This window comes from Paenibacillus sp. FSL R7-0210, from assembly GCF_038009085.1.
In the GTDB taxonomy this organism is placed as follows: domain Bacteria; phylum Bacillota; class Bacilli; order Paenibacillales; family Paenibacillaceae; genus Paenibacillus_AQ; species Paenibacillus_AQ silagei.
Genome location: NZ_JBBPAR010000001.1, coordinates 4702901 through 4723613, shown reverse-complemented (window position 1 = coordinate 4723613; position 20713 = coordinate 4702901). Strand labels below are relative to the sequence as shown.

The window sequence follows — 20713 nt, the reverse complement described above, 5'->3', positions numbered from 1 at the left end:
GTGAACATGATAAACTTTTCGGATTTGGATTTGGAGGGCCTGGAGAAGGAGGTGGTCGTAGAGAGTGAAACGATAAAGGACATGGCTATAATTGGTGTGTCTTGTCAGATCGGCGACATGGAATCGGCCGAACAGCTGTGGGAGGCATTGGTTGAAGGCCGAGACTGCATTGGGAAATTCCCTGAAGACCGCTGCGACGATATGGAAGCTTATTTTAGAGCAAGTGGAAACCAAGTCACTGATAACCAGTATATGGAAGGTTCCTATTTTAATAGAATAGACGGTTTCGACTACCGTTTTTTCAACCTATCCTACCAGGAGTCACGGTTGATGGATCCGCAACAGAGGATCTTTCTGCAGACCGTGTGGAGTGCAATTGAGGATGCGGGATACGGGGGGGACCGGATCAGGGGGACAAAAACAGGGGTTTATGTAGGCCATAACAGCGATTCGCCTTTGGAATACAAGCGAGTTGTTTATGATATGGAACAAGAATTATCCCATTTGGCAACGGCGGGAAATATAAAATCGGTTATCGCCGGCAGGATCAGCTATCTTTTGAATCTTAGAGGCCCCAGCCTTCTTGTTGATACGGCGTGTTCATCGTCCCTGGTAGCTCTTCATACCGCTTGTAAGGCGATAAGAAACGGCGATTGTGAGATGGCCATCGTCGGGGGGGTCAAAATTACGCTTGCGCCTATTGCAGATTTGCAGGACAGCATCGGCATTTTGTCATCCGACGGCAGATCCAGGTCATTCAGCGATGACTGTGAGGGGATTGGCCTGGGTGAGGGAAGCATTGCTCTGATCGTTAAATCCTATGATCGGGCAGTTGAAGATAAAGACCCTATCTATGCTATTATCAAGGGCTCAAGCGTTAACCAAGATGGCGCTTCAGCCGGTTTAACTGCTCCGAACCCCCTAGCCCAGGAAGAGCTTCATCTTCGCGTATGGAGAGATGCAGGGATTAAACCGGAATCTTTATCCTACATTGAAGCCCATGGAACAGCTACTAAGCTAGGTGACCCTATTGAAATAGACGGAATCAAAAGGGCCTTTGATCACTATACGGAAAAGCAGCAGTTCTGCGCGATCGGTTCCGTAAAAAGCAACCTGGGGCACTTGGACAGCTTATCCGGTTTGGCTGGTGTTGTGAAAGCTGTTATGTCTTTGCAAAAGAAGAAAATACCGCCTTCCATACACTTCAAACGTCCGAACCGAAAAATACCGTTCCACAAATCGCCAGTTTATATTAATGACATATTAATGGATTGGGAAGAGGGTGCTCTCCCCAGAAGATGCGGCGTAAGTTCATTTGGAATCAGCGGGACCAACTGTCATGTCATACTCGAGGAGTATGTTGAGCATCAGGAGGTTAACCAAACGGATCAGCACTGCCAGCTTTTCGTGTTATCTGCGAAAACTGAAAATAGTCTTACTGCTCTAATCAACGAATATGCAAACGCGCTACATCGTGACAGGCGGTTAAGGCTGCTGGATATTTGCTATACTGCATCGACTGGAAGGGATCATCATCCGTGCAGATTGTCGATTGTCTGTGACAGTCTCGATGATTTACTCCACAAGCTAAACCATGTTCACAAACATGGGCTTGATGCTGCTGCAGATCAGTCCATACACTGGGGGTTTTACACAGTTGCTCCGGCGGAGAAGCCTGAACTTGACCCATGGGAAATGACTTTGCCAAAGAAACAGAAAATAGACATGGAGCTTGCATCAGAGGTCCAATTGTTTCTGCAGGGAGAAGGAGATCTCAATAGGATAGGGCTGCTCTATTCGCTGGGGGCGGACACGAATTGGAATATGTTATATGAGGGGGACGTTCAGCGGGTCCATTTGCCTTCCTATGTGTTTGAAATGGATCGGTGCTGGGTCCGGTATCCGGATGAACCGGGCTTTATGTATCGCACTTCATGGAGTGTGAATGAGTCGGAAGATCCCAGGGCCCCTTTTGAAGCCTCTATAGTCCTTATATTTAAGGACCGTTCAGGGTATGCCGGTGAACTGGCATCGGGATTAAGGAATTACGGGTGTGAACGGGTTGTAGAGGTTGAGTACGGCCATGGATTTCAGCGGGCCGGTGATAACCGCTACATTATCGGATATTCGGAGAATGACATCTTCCGGTTATTAGATGAAATCCAGCCGGCGTCTTCGTTGCGGATTGTTCATATGGCCACGATTGGCAATTCAATTGCAGGGGAAAGAGATGAACAACCGGAGCTTGGAGTGTACAGCCTGTTCCATATATCAAAGGCGATAGAAGCACTGAGCCATATCAATAAAGCGGAGTTGTATCTTATTACCCAGAATGCAAATGAAATCACATCCTTTAAAGAGAACATGAATCCTGGGAATGCAGCTTTTCTAGGACTTGGCAAAGCAGTAAATCTCGAAAATCATCGTTTACAGGTAAGTGCGATTGATTTTGACCAGCATGTATTTATTAATAAAATTATTGATGAAATGGGAGCACGGCATACGGCGCTGGATGTTGCTTACAGAGAAGGAAAGCGGTATACAGGTTCGCTGGAGAGCGTAAGCATAAATATGGTGGATGACCATCATCCAGTCGTGTATAAGGAGAATGGAGTATACGTTATTACTGGGGGGACAGGCTCACTTGGACTTCTATTCGCGAAACATTTAGCTTCGCAGGCCAAAGTTAATCTTGCGTTGATCAATCGATCGGAACTGCCGCCAAAAGATGCTTGGACTGCCTTAGTGCGTGATGAAGCCCAAAGCAAAGCCTTGAGGAATAAAATTGAAGACTTGCTGCAAATTGAATCAACCGGTGCGTCCGTAACTGTCTATGCGGGTGATGTAACCATTGAATCCGATATGAGCGCGATTCTGAATGATCTCCGGAGAAAGTTCGGGACAATTAACGGTATTATACATGGTGCGGGGGTCGCGGGCCGTGAGCTTGTTCTACTAAAAGATGAGAGCAGGGATTCACTTGAAAGGGTGATGGAGCCGAAGGTAAAAGGTGCAGTGATTCTCGATAGATTGACCGAAAAGGATCAACTGGACTTTTTTGTACTCTTCTCATCTGTTGTAGCACTTACCGGAGGCATTGGTGTTGGAGGCTACACTGCAGCTAATGCTTATCTCGATGGATTCGCTTCCTGGCGGAGCCGGAGAGGGAAAAGAACACTATCTATTAATTGGCCGACTTGGAGGCACTCGGTTGAACACACGCTTACTACTTTTGACGAATCGAAGCATTTATTTAAGCTTCTGAAAGTGGATGATGCTTTACGTGGATTTCAGGCTGCGGTTTCCAAGAGTGTCAGCCGGTTGATTATAGGTGAGCTTAATTATTCCGGGAATCTGATGTACCTTGAACGCTTTTTGCCGATAGAATTCTCGCCTGAGATCAAAAGGAAGCTTGCCAGGCTTGAAAAGCGTCAAACTAAGCATAGAACCCCTGCTGTTGACAAACAGGCGGCCCAATCAGGGGGCGGTAATAAATGCTCAACGACCGAGCAGAGGTTGTCGGAAATATGGTCGAGAGTGCTGGGCGTTGAGGAGATCAGCATATATGACCATTTCGATGATCTGGGCGGAGATTCTATCATGGTTGCCCAATTGTTTAAAGAGCTGGAACTTGAATACCCGGGGAGACTCGAGATAGTAGATGTCTTCTCCTATTCATCGATTTCTAGCATGGCTCAATTCTTAGACCGGAATTCGGGACAAGCAGAGCAGGAAGAAAAAAATGAAGCGATGGACCTGGATGAGCTGTTTAGGCAAATTACCGAAGGTGAAGTATCGGAGGAGCAATTTGGCGAGTATTTAAAGATGGTTGGTGAAGATAGTTGGAACACCTAAAAAAATATATTTATTCGCAAATTACATCGGGTGCTTTGTCCAAAGAAGAGTCAAAGAAAATATTAGCTGAAATGATGCAGATGCAGGATCAACGGAAAGAAGCCATGGATGTGGCAATCGTTGGTATGGCCTGCAGACTGCCTTTATCGGAATCGGTTAATGAATATTGGAAGCAGCTCTCAGAAGGCCGGAGCTGTCTGGCTCCGTTTCCCCAAGCAAGATGGGCGGATACGAAGGAGCTATTAGCTAAAGACGCTAAGCGTGAGGATTGTGTAGGCGGATACTTAAGAGAGATCGATAAGTTCGACGCCGGTTTTTTTAAGATATCGCCTAGAGAAGCACAGGTAATGGATCCTTGCCAGAGGCTGTTTCTTGAAGTCGCCTGGGAGGCAGTAGAAGATGCAGGGCTTACCCAGCAATTAACAGGAACCAGAACCGGTGTTTTTGTCGGACAGGATACAAGTGCTTTGCGTTACGTTAATGTAATTGATACATCTGATCCCCTGCTGGCAACAGGAGCGAACACCAGCATTGCTGCCAGCAGAATTGCCTACTTGCTGAACCTGACCGGTCCAAGCCTTGTCTTGGACAGCGCATGCTCCTCAAGTCTGGTTGCGCTTCATACCGCATATCGAAGCCTGGTGGACCAGCAATGTGAGAGTGCGATTGTAGGCGGTATTTCAGTTACACTGACCCCGGAGCAAAATGAAATGCTGAATTCGCCGGAGGGTAAGGTGCGTTTTTTTGATAGAAGAGCGGATGGTACAGTGTGGGGTGAAGGTATATGTGCCATTGTAATTAAGCCCCTGGATAAAGCGTTAAAGGACAGAGATCAAATATATGCGGTGATTAAGGGCAGTGCGATAAATAATGACGGATCCTCAAACGGATTAACAGCACCTAACCCCGTTGCTCAGACAGAGGTAATCGAGAAGGCATGGAAAGCGTCGCGGATAAATCCCGAAACCATCAGCTATATTGAGGCTCATGGGACCGGGACAAAGCTGGGTGATCCGGTAGAGCTGAAGGGCCTGAATGTGGCCTTCAGAAGATTCACCGACAAACGTAATTTTTGCGGGATAGGTTCTGTAAAGACTAATATCGGTCATACCAAAGGGGTATCAGGCCTGGCATCAGTGGTCAAGGTGGCGTTAGCACTTAAGCATCAGATGCTTCCGCCTACCCTTCATTTTCAAGAAGCCAGCCCGATGGTGAAGCTTATCCAATCGCCCATGTATATCGTTGACCGGTTGACTCCTTGGGAGCCGGCCCACTTCCCTAGAAGATGTGGCGTTAGTTCCTTCGGTTTTAGCGGAACTAATTGTCATATGGTCTTTGAGGAAGCACCTTCACTTGAAAAACGTGTGATTCCGGAGAGCGAATCGGGCAGCTCTGTGTTTGTATTGTCTGCTTACAGCGAAAAAGGATTAATGCAGTATATTAAGAAATATTTACTTTTTCTGGAGAAAAACGAATCGAGTCTGGGGGACATTTGTTTTACAGCTAACACCGGCAGACAACACTACAATCATCGTATGGCTTTGCTTGCGAAGGATTTGGATGAATTGAAGTCGCTGCTGATTTTGATTAATGGAATAGGATTGGAAGCGGCAAGCAGAACAAATCAACAAATTCATTATGGCCATTTTAATTTAGTTTTTAATAAGAAGGCTTTATCCGTGAACGATCTGACCGAGGATATGAAAAAAAGCCTTAGCGGAACGGTCGATCATTGGTTAGAGATGATGGAATCTCAAGAGACTCAGGAGTCCATGCTTACAGAGCTTTGCCGATTGTATATTAGTGGTGCTGATGTTCGCTGGGAAGTACTGTACCTTAAACAGGGGTACCGGAAGACATCCCTGCCAACCTATCCGTTTGAATCCAAACGGCACTGGCTGCAGCTCCGGCGGTATGGGGAAAAGGAATCTGCCGGCACCGACAAATCGCAGGACTCCTTCTATAGAATAAATTGGATGGAAGCGCCGGTGGAAGCAAGCGGGAATCTAACTCCCGAGGAATCCGTATTGCTGATTCATGACGGAAACCCGACAGCAGCTTCTTTGCTGCAGAGCATCCCCGGGGTGCTCGATATAACGTTAGGCAAGCAATTTCAACGGCTGGAAGCCGAGCGTTATATGGTAGACCTATCGGAGGACAGCTTCAAGAGGCTCATCTCTTCCGTTAAGGGTTCAGGACCTTATAAGATCATCCTGTCAGTCTTCATGGAAACGACGGTTGCTTCATTGAATGACATCCACTGCTTCGAGGATAAAAGCATCCAAAGCCTGTTGAATTTAATCAAATCGCTGGTTCACAATAATGTCAGTTCAAATATTGATCTGGTTCTGTTAACGAAGTCGTCGCATGAAGTGACAGGGACGGAGCCGTATATTATTCCCGAATATGCTCTACTGGTTGGCCTGGGCCGGGTAATCCATCAGGAATTGCCTCATATCTCCTGCAGATGTGTTGATTATGATGAGTTAACCTCCCTGCAACAACTTACCAGTGAAATTATGCATCATTCAGAGTCGTACCTGACCGCTTATAGGGAAGGGCGCAGATATGTTGAAATCATTGAAGCTGAAAAGTCTAATCCCGTTCAAGCTCGCGGGCACTGGATTCATGAATTTGGCGTATATTTAATTACCGGAGGATTTGGCGGAATAGGCTTCAGCTTGGCGCAGGCTATAGCCGCCTTGCGCCCGGTTCACCTTATCTTGCTTGGCAGACAGCAATTTCCTGCTCAATCAGAGGACGCTGAATGGCTGGATAAGCATAATGCTATTCTTGAAATGAAACGAAATGGATCAACTGTAGATTATTTCTCTGCCGACGTGTCGGATGAAGAACAAGTTGCGGCTGTTCTGCAGGAGGCCAGAAGCAGATACGGAAGGATCTCGGGAGTCTTCCATGCCGCGGGTATTTCCGGGACGAATATGATCTATCATAAGAGCTATGCCGATATATCCGGCGTACTTCAGGCAAAAGTAGATGGGACATGGATTCTGGACAAGTTAACGGCAAAGGATGAACTGGACTTTATGGTCTTATTCTCCTCCATTGCATCGTTTGCCGGAGGGCTGGGGATGGCCGATTATGCAGCAGCCAATGCCTACATGGATGCTTATGCTATGAAGCGGAGTAAGACAGGGCGCAAAACTGTTTCGGTGAATTTGGCTACATGGAAACATGTAGGGATGTCTGTCCGGCACGGGGTTAACAAAGATACATTGTTCCATGCATTAGAAAAGGAAGGGGGTATCTCCTTAATACTGCAGTCACTCAACCACACAGGCGCACGGATTATTGCGGCACGGGTGAATTATAACGATGCCTTGTTCCTGCATGCCGATGACCCGGCTAAGTTGGGTATCAGGTTATCCGAGGACATTGTATCGGCGATCGAGCGGGTTCGCATGAATCAGGATGGAGTGCCTTCTGCTCCCGTGCCCATCGAATCAGTAACATTGATGGGAAGAAACGAAATTCATTATTCTGAGACGGAAATCACTGTCTCCTCTTTATGGGGAAAGGTGCTGGATATCTATGAGATTGATGTCGATATGAATTTTTACGAGCTTGGAGGGGACTCCAGGCTGGCTATCGACTTGCTCAAAGAATTGGAGCTTAGATTTCCTGGCGTAATCAATATTTCGGATATATTCACCTATCCGACGGTGTCGCTGCTCTCCGAATATATTGAACAACAGCTAGAGGCTGCTTCAAATAAAAGGCCGGAACCGAATAAAGCAGAACAGCGGGGACTAACTGCCGCTCTGGATAATGAGGGCTTAAGAGCTCTGATCGGTAGTGTGAAAGCAGGAGCGGTATCCGTTGAAAATGGGTTGCAGATTCTGAAGCAGCACAGAAAGGAGAACTAAGCTGTGGAAATCGAAATGCTGAATAAATATATTCTGGACCAGTTGCAAAAAGGCGGGTTAAATGAAGACACCGCTTTGACGCTTCTTACAACAATCAATGAACAGGATGAAGCCCAGCATGAACACCAAGACGAAGACATTGCCATTATCGGATTGAGCTGTAGATTCCCTGAGGCGGATAATGAACAGGAATACTGGTCGAATCTCAAAAATGGCAAATCGATGATACGGGACTTTCCCTTTACGCGCAAAAAGGATACAGATTGCTTTATCCCCGAGGGGGATTCTCCAGAGGATTTTTACGGCAGAGGGGGATATTTGGAGCATATTGATCAGTTTGATCCAGCATTCTTCCGGATCTCACCGAGAGAAGCATTATTAATGGATCCCCACCAGCGGGTTTTCCTAGAAGTGGCATGGGAAACACTTGAGAACGCAGGCTCCGCCGGAAAGCAGATTCATGGGAAAAAGGTTGGTGTCTTTGCTGGACGGGATCATTCGAGCGATACGATATACAAGCGGTTGGTGCATGATTCGGATTTTTTAGCGATAACCGGATCGACTGCCGGCATTATGGCAAGCCGGATTTCATATTACTTGAATTTAAAGGGTCCAAGCATCGTCGTCGATACAGCATGCTCTTCTGGTCTGGTGGCGCTTCACATGGCCTGTCAGGCACTGAAGAATAAGGACTGTGAGATGGCTTTGGCCGGAGGAATAAATCTTTCTCTGTTTCCTGTAAGTGGAGACAGTATGATAGAATCGGCGGAAAGCTTGGTGCGCACCTTCGATAAAAATGCGAACGGCACCGTGTGGGGAGAAGGGATAGGCATTGTCATGCTGAAACCTTTGAAACAGGCGCTAAAGGACAGGGATCATATAAGGGCTGTAATTAAAAGCAGCGCCATCAACAATGATGGCACCTCCAATGGGATTTCGGCCCCAAATGCCGAGGCGCAGGAAGATGTCATTGTTACTGCATGGCAGAGGGCGGGTATCAATCCGGAGGATATTACCTATATTGAGACCCACGGAACCGGAACGAAATTAGGCGATCCTATTGAAGTGAGGGCGCTTTCCAATGCGTTCAGAAGGTACACCTCCAAAAGCCAATTTTGCGGCATCGGGTCTGTAAAGCCGAATATTGGCCATTTGGTGGGAGCTTCCGGAATGTCTTCATTAATTAAATTGATCTTATCTTTGGAAAATAAGCAGATACCGCCTACTGTTAATTTTGAGTCGCCCAATCCTTTCATTGATTTCTGCCAATCGCCTCTATATGTGAACAGTCGGCTTAAAGAATGGAAACAGCCGGACAAGCCTCTTTTGGCGGGTGTCAGCTCTTTTGGTTTCAGTGGAACGAATTGCCACGTTGTTCTGCAGGAAGCCCCCCGGGAGGCTGCTGCAGAGAACGACGTCAAAGCGAGGGTTCTGACCCTGTCAGCAAGGGACAATAATTCCTTGGTTCAGTATGTCGAGCGGTTCGTTAAATTCATCATTGGCACAGATTCCTTGCCTTTGGACAATATTTCGTATAGTGCTTCAGTAGGAAGGCCGCATTTTTCAAACAGGCTGGCAATTCTCTACACCGATTGGATTGATTTGCGGAAAAAACTGATACATGTATATATTCACGGGCTAACGAAAGAGGGCCGGGGGATTTTTACCGGGACACATCATGTGACAAAGAACAATCGACACTTAGCGGAGGAGGGGGGCATTACCGTCCGGGAACTGGACAGACTAAATCGGTTATCGTCCGAGATACTGGACCGGGCCGCGTTAGCAGGTGGTGTGGACTCTTCTCTGTTGACCTCTCTTTGCCAATTATACATACAGGGGGCGGACGTGAATTGGGACAGGCTCTACTCGCAGCAATGTACTAAGTTTCCCTTACCGGCGTATCCTTTAAAAAAAGAGCGCTATTGGGTCGCCCCGGAAGGTATCGGGCAGAGAGCTGAGCAGAGGTTCAATAAGGCGCCGTTCATTAAAGAGAGAATAAAGAGTAGTGAATCTGAAACAATCTTTCGTCTGGACATGGAGACCAAGGCAAGTTGGGTATTGAATGAGCATAAATGGCATGAGCGAAGTATGCTGCCGGGCACTGGTTATTTGGAAATGGCGCTGGAGGCTGTGAACGAGAGGTGGAAGGGGGAATCCTTTGAGCTGAGGGATGTTACCTTTTTGAGCCCGTATTTTGTTGACGCTCCAGGCAAGAAAAAGCTAGTGGCCGCTATTCATTCTGGTCCGCAGGATGCTCTGACGTTCGCAATTGAGTCTGTTGATGACGGTGGTGTGCGGACAGTTCATGCTAAGGGCGCTTTCCGGCGGGGAGCGGAAATTCCCCCGGACAAGAAAGCGGTAGGGATATTAAAGCAAGCCTTCAGAGAAGAGCAGCAGCCGATTAATATAAGCTCTATGGGGGGACCTTTCGTATTCGGCAAGCATTGGCATGGCAATGAACTGATGCTACAGCAGACGAAGGATAGCCTGCTGCTGGAGGTGCAAGCTGCCGGGGATGTTCTTCGGGAATTGGGGCAGTTTCATCTGCATCCTTCCTTGATGGATATTGGTATAAACTTTGCAGGGAAATTAATCGACGAGGGCCTGTATGTTCCTTATAGCTATAAAAAATTGGTTGCATATGCACCGATCCCTTCCCGTTTTTTGAGCTATATCAGACGAAAGGAGGGTTCTCCTTCCCGCATGGCCTTGTTTGACATTACCTTTCTTGATACGGATGGGAATGTCATATTAGAAGTAACGGATTATGGAATGCGCCGGCTACAAAATCATGAAAGCGGGTTCATTCAAGAACGGGAACAACAAAAGTTACACCGGATCAGCTGGAAGAAGAAGGAGGAGGCTCCCAGGGAATCAGCGCCCAGGTTAGGTGTAACGGTAATTATGAAAGACAGGCAGGGCATATCGGAAGAATTGATTACACAGTTTACAGGCCATGGCTTCCCGGTGATTCATGTGGAAAGGGGCCCGGTCTATCAGAAGACGGATGAGGAGCATTATACGATTAGTTCAAGCGAGGACGACTTTCAGCGGCTGTTCCAAGACCTGAAGCGAAACCAGATAAACAGTATCTTGTATCTGTTCTCTCTGAATACCGGACAGGAGCCGGACACCTTGGATGAGCTGGAGGACGCCCAAGCAGACGGGATTGACAGTCTCTTCTTCTGTGCTAAAGCCATTGCTCAGCATCTACATGCTCAGCCAATTCATGTGACCGTTATTACGAAATATGCATTTTCCGTAACCGGAAATGAGCGGACGGTAATTCCCATAAATGCAACAATGGCAGGATTCGGAAAAGTGATTCAGAAAGAGTACGCCAATCTGACAGTCAAGTGCATCGATCTGGATGATGAGACATCAGTTCCTTCATTAGTTACAGAAATCGGACGCACACCGTCATCCTACCTTACCGCTATGAGGAATGACTTAGCGTATGAGGAGGAAATAGCGGAAATCGAAGTCATGGAGCACTCTTCTTCGATAAAAGTGAAAAAAGACGGAGTCTACCTGATTACAGGCGGAACCGGTGGGATTGGCTTAGAGGTTGCTTTGGAAATGGCGAGAAGCGGCCCGGTCTCGCTGGCTTTTGTGAGCCGTACTGCCATTCCATCCAAGGAGGAGTGGGCTGGGATTCTCGCCGCAGGCATCGATAGCAAACTGATGAGCATAATCAGGAAGCTGCGGGAAATCGAGAGTCTAGGCGCACGAATCGTTTTCTATGCCGGGGATGTTTCCCATTATGAATCGATGCGTGAAATCGTTGGAAGGGTCCGCCAAGAGTTCCACCGCATTAACGCCGTCATACATGCTGCCGGAGTTCCGGGAGAGGGTGTAATAGGCCGAAAGGATAGGAATAAGCTGCGGGCGGTTCTACAACCCAAGGTTAACGGGACATGGATCCTTCATCAGTTGACGAAGGACGATGAGCTTGATTATTTTATGATGTTCTCCTCTGTCGCGAGTCTGGCCGGCGGAGCAGGCCAGAGCGATTATACAGCGGCGAATACTTATTTAGATTCATTTGCCGACTATCTTAGGAACTGTAAGAAAGTTCCTGCAATAAGTGTAAAATGGACTACATGGAAATTTGTTGGCATGGCTGCCGGAAGCGCCTTGGAACACGATCAGGCAATCATTCATCCGATCGATCCACAGGAAGGAGTAGCGGCGTATAAAGATATTTTAAGCTTGAATGAGCATCAAGTCATGGTCGGTGAACTTAATTATCCACTATTAGGAAGCTTGGACAGAATCCCATATCGGTTTTGCGAAAATATTGAAAGCCGGCTTGTTAACTACAGAAGTCTGCAGGCCGATTTCCAAGAGCAGGCGCGACCACTGGAGAAACTGGAACTGAAAGGAAGAGCCAATGGGGTCTATAGCCCGCTTGAAACGAGGATTGGCCAAATATGGGGAGAAGTATTGGGTTTGAAGACCATTAATGTATTTGATGATTTTTATGAGCTTGGTGGGGACTCCATTCAAGCCATAAAAATTTCAAATGTTTTAAACAAGGAATACGGCATTGATATAGACATGGGGGATTTGTTCATTTACACAACCATAGGGGAACTGGAGGGTCATGTCAAAGACAAACTGAACCAGGCTTCTCTTGCCGGCGAACCGGAAACCGCCCTAGTCAATATTGATTATGAGCTGTCCCATGCACAAGAGCGGATGTGGTTCCTGCAGAAGCTTCATCCGGGCTTGACTGCCTACAATCTTCCGTCATCATTCCGGCTTGAAATGGAGGTGAATACGGAGCTTGTCTGCAATGCGGTTGACAGGCTCTTGGCCCGCCATGAAACCTTGAGAACCATATTCGTAGAGGATGCTGATGGTTCTCCGCGCCAGCAAATAGTCGATCACTGCCATGCTGACATCAAGGTTATCGACCTGGCAGATGACGCAGATAAGGAAGAAACTTTGCTTGCAATGATCAATGCCGATAAAAGAATGCCGTTTGACTTGCGCAAGCCCTTGCACAGGTTCATTTTGTTCCGGCTGAACCGCCAGGATTGGTGCTTTTATGTTAATTTGCATCATTTAATTACAGACGGCTGGAGTTCAAAAATATTCTTTGAAGAATTAATGACCATGTATAAGGCGCTGGCACAAGATACAGTACCTGATTTGAGCATGCCGGCCATGCGGTATGTAGACTGGATGATGAGGCAGAAAAGCTGGTTTGAAAGCGAGCAGGCCCGTTCGATGGAATCCTACTGGTTAGGTGAATTAGTTAAGCCGCTGCCAGCATTAAATTTACCTGCCGACTACAGCCGTCCCAGCATACAGACCTTTAATGGAGGCTCCCATACGTTCCGCCTTGATGAAAAGCTGACCCAGTCGGTTAAAAGTAAACTCAGGGAATGGGGGACATCTCAGCATGTCTTCTTCCTGAGTGTGTACTTCCTTCTTCTGCATTCGGTAACGGGCGATGAGGATATCATCGTAGGTTTCCCAATCGCAGGCAGGGATTCTGAAGAGGTGGAGAATCTGATAGGTCTGTTTATCAACACGTTATGCATTCGGGCCCAATTCCGTAATCTTGAGACCTTCCAGGATGTGCTGAATGTTGTCAGAGAAAAATCAGTGCTGGCATTCAAAAACGGCAGATATCCCTTTGATTTGATGGTGAAAAAGGTTAACCCTGAAAGGGATTTGACAACATCCCCAATTTACTCGACGATGTTTCAATTTTACGAGCATGCCCAGGTTAGTGATGATACAAGTCTGATTGATTTATACCTGAGCTGCCGGGAAGTGGAGGGGATGACGGAAATCAGGTTTGAGTACAACAGTGATCTATATAGTCCGTCAACGATTGAACGATTATCCCGCTTCTACGAGAAAATGATAGACACAGTCGTGGTTAGATCCGTAAAGCTAGAAGAGATGGAGCTTCTCACTTTGGATGACAGGGAGATCTACATGAACAGATTCAATGCTACCGGCGCTCCTTATCCCAGTCACTCCAACATTGTGGAATTGTTTGAGCAGCAAGCGGAGAGAGAACCTTTCAAAGCAGCCGTTTCGGAGGATAAGCTTACGGTTACCTATTCGGAATTGCAACGGCGTGTGACTCATTTGGCTTCCCGGCTGGTGACAGAGGGAGTTAAGCGGGGAGCGATTGTCGGCATGATGACAGAGCATTCGGCGGAAACCATTATCGGGCTGCTTGCCGTTATGAAGGCGGGAGGGGCTTTCTTGCCAATTGATCCCGAATACCCTGCGGAGCGAGTGGACTACATGCTGGCTGATTCGCAAGTATGCCTGCTCCTGACCAATACGGACATGAAGGAAGACACAGCATTTGAAGGCAAGATCATAGACCTGCGATTGATAGGGGAACCGGAGACGGAGGCTACACCGGTGTTTGCCCGAATTGCTGCGGATCAGCTTGCTTATGTTATTTATACCTCGGGTTCAACAGGAAGGCCGAAGGGGGTCATGGTGGAGCATCAGGGACTGCTAAATTATATTTGGTGGGCCCAAAAAATGTATGCCAATGAGGGGGATGCGGTGTTCCCTTTGTATTCATCCCTAGCCTTTGACTTGACACTTACGTCGATCTTTACTCCGCTTATTTGCGGCGGCACAATTGAGGTATACAGAAATGATGGAAATGAATTTCTTTTGTACAAAGTAATGAAGGATAATAGGGCAACGGTTGTGAAATTGACTCCGTCTCACCTGATGCTGTTAACGGATGTTGATATCGGCAATACATCTGTTAGACGGTTTATAGTTGGAGGGGAGGATTTGAAGACTTCTCTGGCCCGCAGTATTGTTAATAAATTTCAGCACCGGATCGAGATTTACAATGAATATGGTCCAACGGAAACCGTAGTCGGATGCATGATCCACCGGTATGACGAAACGGAGGATACAGGGCGCTCTGTGCCGATCGGGAAACCTGCGGATAATGTACGGATCTACATTTTGAACCAGCACCGGGTTCCCTGTGGCGTGGGGGTCATGGGTGAGATTTATATTGCCGGTGACGGGGTTGCAAAAGGATATATAAATGACCGGGAGAAATCGGATGAATACTTCGTACCCGACCCGTTCATTCCAAACGGAAGGATGTACAAATCCGGGGATTTGGGCCGGTTCAATGCAAGAGGCCAAATCGAGTATGGCGGGAGAAAAGACAAGCAGGTTAAAGTCCGCGGCTACCGGATCGAATTAGGTGAAGTAGAGGCAAAACTCGGCGGGATTGAAGGAATTCATGAGGCGGTTGTGCTGGTGCAGCAAGGCAAGGATGAGGTCCATCAATTAAGGGCTTATTTGATTGGTGATAACCGGATGAGCCGTGAAGAGCTCCAGACCGCTTTGGCCGGCGTACTGCCTCAGTATATGATTCCGGCAAGCTTCACCTATGTGGATGAGTTACCGTTGAATGCTAACGGCAAAATTGCTGCGGATGTACTATTTGCACTGGAAGAGCCCCTGAGGCTTGAGAATCAGAGCGGGCCTGCCGACGACGGGCTGACAGCGGAGATTACACTGATCTGGCAAGAGATTCTTCAGCTTGACCGGATTGATCCCCGGGAAAGCTTCTTCAATGTGGGAGGCGACTCTATTTCACTTGTCAGATTGCATAACCGTCTGGAGAAGGTGTTTCCGCAACAGGTTAAGCTGGTTGACTTATTCAACTACACCACCATTTCTGCATTGGCCGATTATATCGGCAAGAAGGGGGAGGGCGGCACGTTAAAGACAGTCCTGAACCAAACGGTTATACAGAATGAGATTGACCAGATGCTGGACAGTATTGACAGTGACGATTTTGATGTGGAGCAAATGCTCCAGGATTTAAAGGGTATTGGGGGAGATTAATTGGAGTCCGTCTACCGGTTCATTCTTGAGGAGACAAAAAGAGGCACTATCAACCGTACAGTTGCTTCACAGCTGTTATCCATGATGAAAGAACAGCAAATCAGAAACTTCCAGGATATTGCCGTGATCGGCTTGGCGCTCAGGGTTCCCGATGCCGACAATCAGACTGAATTCTGGAATAATCTTGTCAGTGGGAAAAATTGTGTGAAGTCACTTCCGTTAAGCCGCAGACAAGATCTCGACGACATTCTGGGCTCTATGTCTGGACAGCCCGCTGCGATCCAATATTCCCGTGGGTCGTATTTGGAGCGCATTGACCGCTTCGACTATAATTTTTTCAATCTCTCTCCCAGAGAAGCGAGTCTGATGGACCCCAATCAAAGACTTTTTTTACAGACTGTCTGGGAAGCGATCGAGGACGCAGGATATGGAGGGCACAGCTTAAAGGGGACAAGAACCGGTATATACGCCGGCTTCGGCAGCGACAGTGAATACAGCCGGCTTATTGCCGAGCTGTGTCCTGAATATACTGCGATGTCCATACCGGGTAATCTGAAGTCATTGCTGGCAGGCAGAATAGCCTACTTGCTTGACTTACATGGACCCTCTATATTGGTGGATACCGCATGCTCCTCTTCTCTTGTTGCGATTCATATGGCGTGCATGGCTCTGATGCAAGGAGAATGCAGTATGGCGATCGCAGGAGGCATCAAACTGAATATGCTCCCCGTTGAGCCGCCAGAGAAGCTGGGAATTGAATCCGCGGATCAGCTTACGAAGACCTTTGACCAGTCATCCGATGGAACAGCAGGTGGCGAAGGGGTTGGTGCGGTGCTGCTTAAGCCCCTAGTCCAGGCGGAGAAGGACGGCGACCATATCTATGCTGTCATTAAGGGCAGTGCGGTTAATAATGACGGCGATTCCATGGGGGTTACCGCACCGAATCCGCTTGCCCAGGAAGAAGTAATCGTTCGTGCATGGAAGGCCGCCGGAATTAACCCTGAAAGCTTGTCCTTTATAGAGGCTCACGGCACAGGGACTAAGCTGGGGGATCCGATTGAAGTGGAGGGAATCACGAAGGCCTTCCGCCAATTCACGGAGAAGCAGCAATTCTGTTCGATTGGATCGGTCAAATCCAATTACGGCCACTTGGACAATGCGGCGGGAATGATCGGGTTCATGAAAGCTGTTTTTTCTCTGAAAAATCGTCAATTGCCTTCATCCCTGCATTTTCGTTATCCCAACCGGAATATCGGGTTTCACAAATCTCCGGTTTATGTGAATGATGTGCTGCGGGACCTGGAGGAGAGCGAGGAACCGGTTCGGTGCGGTGTAAGTTCTTTCAGTCTCGGCGGAACCAACTGTCACATGGTCTTGGAGGAGTACACAAGGAAGTGGCCTGGTGCAGCAGCAACCGGGGATTCTCTTTTTACACTGTCGGCCAAAACAGAACGCTCATTATATCAGCTTGTGCAAAGCTACATTAAATACTTCAATGATCCTTGTAGTCTGGCAGAGGTTTGCTACACTTCAAATATTGGAAGGGGGCATTATCAATACCGGCTGGCGATCATTACGAACGACCAATTGGATCTTCAGAATAAATTAATGCTGTTCCAATCCGGGAAGAAAAACTGCCCGGAGCTGCAAATTTATTATGGCTCAGTCAATAAAGCGGCTGCCGATGCTGCAGGAGCTCTCTTGGAAGCTTATGAAGATGTATTGGCGGAAGGCCATGATCCGAAGCGGCTGGGCCGGCTTGCAATATCGTATGTTCAAGGACATGAAGTGAACTGGAGCGCGATGTACAAGAATACGGTATTTCGCAGAGTCCCATTACCTCCTTACGTCTTTGATGAAAAGAGGTGCTGGGTTGCCAAGGAGACGGAAGACAGAGGGGAAGAACAGTATTATCAACTCAATTGGGTGGAGGCAGAGAAGGCTGTTCCACCCGGGCGAACATGGGAAGGTGCTGTTCTGGTCATTGTGGGGGATGGTTGTCTCTCCGATGCGATAATGAAGGAGCTCCGTGGACAAAGATATGTTGTAACGGCACAACTCGGCCGTGAATATTCCAAGATCAGTGCGATGGAGTATCTAATTCGGAATACGGCAGCGGACTTCTCGGCTCTGCTTGCGCAAATGAAGGACATGAATTTGACCGCGATTGTGCACTTAGCCAGCCTTTCCGAGCAGGGGGGGATGGACAGCGAAAATGATTTGACTGCAGGTCTTCAGCGGGGAGTGTACAGTTTTAGAAACCTCCATCTGGCTCTGGCAGAAGAAACCTTTGCAGACTTGGACCTTTATTTGATAGCGGAGCGCGTCAACGCTATACACCGCAGTGATCCCGTAATCAACCCGGTCTTCGCGCCGATGTTCGCGCTGGCGAAAGTAATGAAGTACGAAAATTTCAATACCCAATGCAAATGCATCGATATAGATTCCGAGACGGAAGCCGAAGTCATCGCCAATGAGATTGCGTCAGCGGCAATGGATTCGAACGTGGCTTACCGGAAAGGGATCAGATATGTGGAACGGCTGGAGACCTTCCAGCCTCTGGATATGGAGCTGAAACCGACCGGTATCCGGCCCAAAGGTGTTTATGTCATTACAGGGGGAACGGGAGGGCTAGGGCTTCAGGTTGCCCATTATTTGTCGGTTCAAAATCAGGTAACCTTGATTCTGATTAACCGCTCCTGCTTCCCGGATAAGAAAGAGTGGGCAGCAATAGCGGCCGATCCTGCCAATGCCTTAAGCGATAAAGTGAAGTCGCTTCAACAAGTTGAGGGACGAGGATCTCAGGTCCGGTGTTACCAGGCGGATGTTTCCTGCCCGGAGGACATGATTTCTGTTCTGGATGAGGTTCGTGAGACTTACGGCAGCATTCACGGAGTTATCCATAGTGCAGGAATAGGAACGGGTGCCAGAGGGGTGAGTATTCAAGAGCAGGAAGAAGAAGACTTCCTTCGCACATTAGCCCCAAAGGTTCAGGGAACATGGCTCTTGGATCGCTTAACACAGCAGGATAAGCTGGATTTTATGGTGCTGTTCACCTCACCGGTCACCCTGATCGGCGGTGTGGGACTTTCAGGTTATACTTGTTCCAATTCCTTCTTGGATTCCTTCGTTCATTACCGAAATACTGGTGGTAAGCGAACGATTGCCATGAGCTGGGCACCGTGGGAGTTCACAGTGCAGTTGATGGGGGAGCGGTTTAATCCGCAGAAGCAGTTGTTCCAGGTCATTTCTTCAGAGAGGGTACGTGAAGCGTTTCACGACATTTTAAACCATGACGTGCAGGAGTCCATTATTGGAGGATTAAACTACCAGGGCGAGCTTCTTCCTTACTATAAGGAGTTTTCCTTCCGTCTGTCCGATTCCATTATTGAAAGAATCAAAGGCGGGCTTGAACAGGCTTCTTCGTATCAACGTGTGGTCGAGGTAAGGTACAAGGGGGAAAAGGTACCACCGCATGGACATTCGGAAAGCCTTGGACAAATCATCGGCGGCGTCCTTGGCATGGAGAAGCTTGATCTGGAGAGCAACTTCTTTGAGCTTGGCGGGGACTCCATCATTGCCATGAAAGTAATAGTGCAAATTAATCAAGTCTTCCAGACGGCACTTAAGGTAACGGATCTGCTGCGGTTCCCAGACCTTCATGCTTTCACCGGGTTTATTGCGGAGCAGACCATGGTTGAAGATTCTTCACAGAACACGGCGAGGGATATTAGCCGAGACATTCTCCTGGCACCTGAGCAGAATTATTATCCCGTTACTCCAATTCAACGGGGGATTTTCATTATCGAAGAGCTGGGAAACGCCGGTTGTTCTTACAATATGACTAATGTAGTCAGAATTACCGGTAACTTTGATTTGAACAGACTGGAAAAGGCCTTTGGAGCTCTGATTCGGAGACATGAAGCGTTGCGGACTGCCTTCCGGATTGCCGACGGCGAGGTTGTTCAAACCGTCCAATCGGATGTACCGGGAATCGTAACTGTCAAACAAGTGGAGACGGAGGAGGAGATCAGACATTATTTAAAGGCTTTTATCCGCCCATTCCATCTTCTAAGCGCTCCGCTGGCACGATTAGAGGTATTGGCAGCAGGTACAGAGCAATTTATCTTATGTTTTGATATCCATCATATTGTATCTGACGCAGTGTCGCTTAGCATTCTCACTAAGGAGCTCTCAAGTTTGTACAACGGAGAGAGGCTCGAACCGGTGAGAATTCATTTTAAGGACTATGCTTATGTGCGCGGCAAGCAATGTGAGCACAATGAGATGGCGGCTGATCTGGAATACTGGGATGCGAAATTGAACCGGCCGGCAATTTCTTTTGAGCTTCAGACCGATTTCCCGCGGGGACCAATCAGAGAATTTGCTGGAGACACAGTCACTTTGGACGTCAGCGGGGACGTAAATCGTGGTTTATTCCGGTTAGCACATCAATCAGGAGGCACCTTGTTCATGAGTTTGTTTGCGGCTTTTCACATTCTTCTCATGCGGGTCTCCGGTTATGAGGATGTCATCGTCGGTACACCCATAGCTTTAAGGGATCAGCCAGCCCTGGAAGGCTTGGTCGGAAACCTGGTCAATGTTGTGCCGGTAAGGACCCGTCCGGTCCCTGAGGATACCTTTAACGGCTTTTTTGCCAGATTTAGGAGTGAAGTGCTGCAATCCTTTGAGCATAAGGAGTTGTACTATGATGAGATGGTATCCTTATGGAATGCACCGCGTCACGTCAGCCGCAATCCTATATTCGATGTTGTGTTTGCCATGCAAAATATTCCGATACCCCAAGCTTCCTTCGGGCGTCTGCAGGCCAATCCGTACAGGTATGAGAATTCGAATTCCAAATATGACCTTACGTTAAATATTCAGGACTACGATGGGGTATTGAGCTGCAATATGGATTACAACACCAAATTGTATCAAAAGGAAACGGCAGAGGAGCTGTTGCGCCAGTATACAACAATATTGGAAGCAGTTGCAGGCAACGGGGATATTCAGCTGGCCCGGATCAATCTGGATGATCCTTCGAAGATATCGCGCAAGGTTGATTTGGAAAGCGTTGAATTTGATTGGTAAGGGGGGAA

4 protein-coding genes are annotated in these 20713 nt (G+C 47.8%); all 4 read left to right on the top strand.

Features of this window, described 5'->3' with window-relative positions; all coding sequences use genetic code 11:
• The first annotated feature begins 6 nt into the window (after window positions 1–6).
• Genes MKY64_RS19970 through MKY64_RS19955 form a run of 4 tightly spaced genes read left to right on the top strand, consistent with a single transcriptional unit; the run spans window position 7 to window position 20705 of the window.
• On the top strand, window positions 7–3855 hold the full coding sequence (locus tag MKY64_RS19970; protein WP_340955287.1) for an SDR family NAD(P)-dependent oxidoreductase: 3849 nt from the start codon (window positions 7–9) through the stop codon (window positions 3853–3855).
• Complete coding sequence (locus MKY64_RS19965) at window positions 3843–7742, top strand: SDR family NAD(P)-dependent oxidoreductase (RefSeq protein WP_340955285.1); 3900 nt, start codon at window positions 3843–3845, stop codon at window positions 7740–7742. The genes MKY64_RS19970 and MKY64_RS19965 overlap by 13 nt, the downstream gene beginning before the upstream one ends.
• A gap of 3 nt (window positions 7743–7745) precedes the next feature.
• The gene (locus MKY64_RS19960) at window positions 7746–15611 is read left to right on the top strand and encodes an amino acid adenylation domain-containing protein (RefSeq protein WP_340955283.1); all 7866 of its coding nucleotides are present in this window, start codon (window positions 7746–7748) and stop codon (window positions 15609–15611) included.
• Window positions 15612–20705, top strand: a complete 5094-nt coding sequence (locus MKY64_RS19955; protein WP_340955281.1) for an SDR family NAD(P)-dependent oxidoreductase — start codon at window positions 15612–15614, stop codon at window positions 20703–20705.
• Window positions 20706–20713 lie beyond the last annotated feature (8 nt).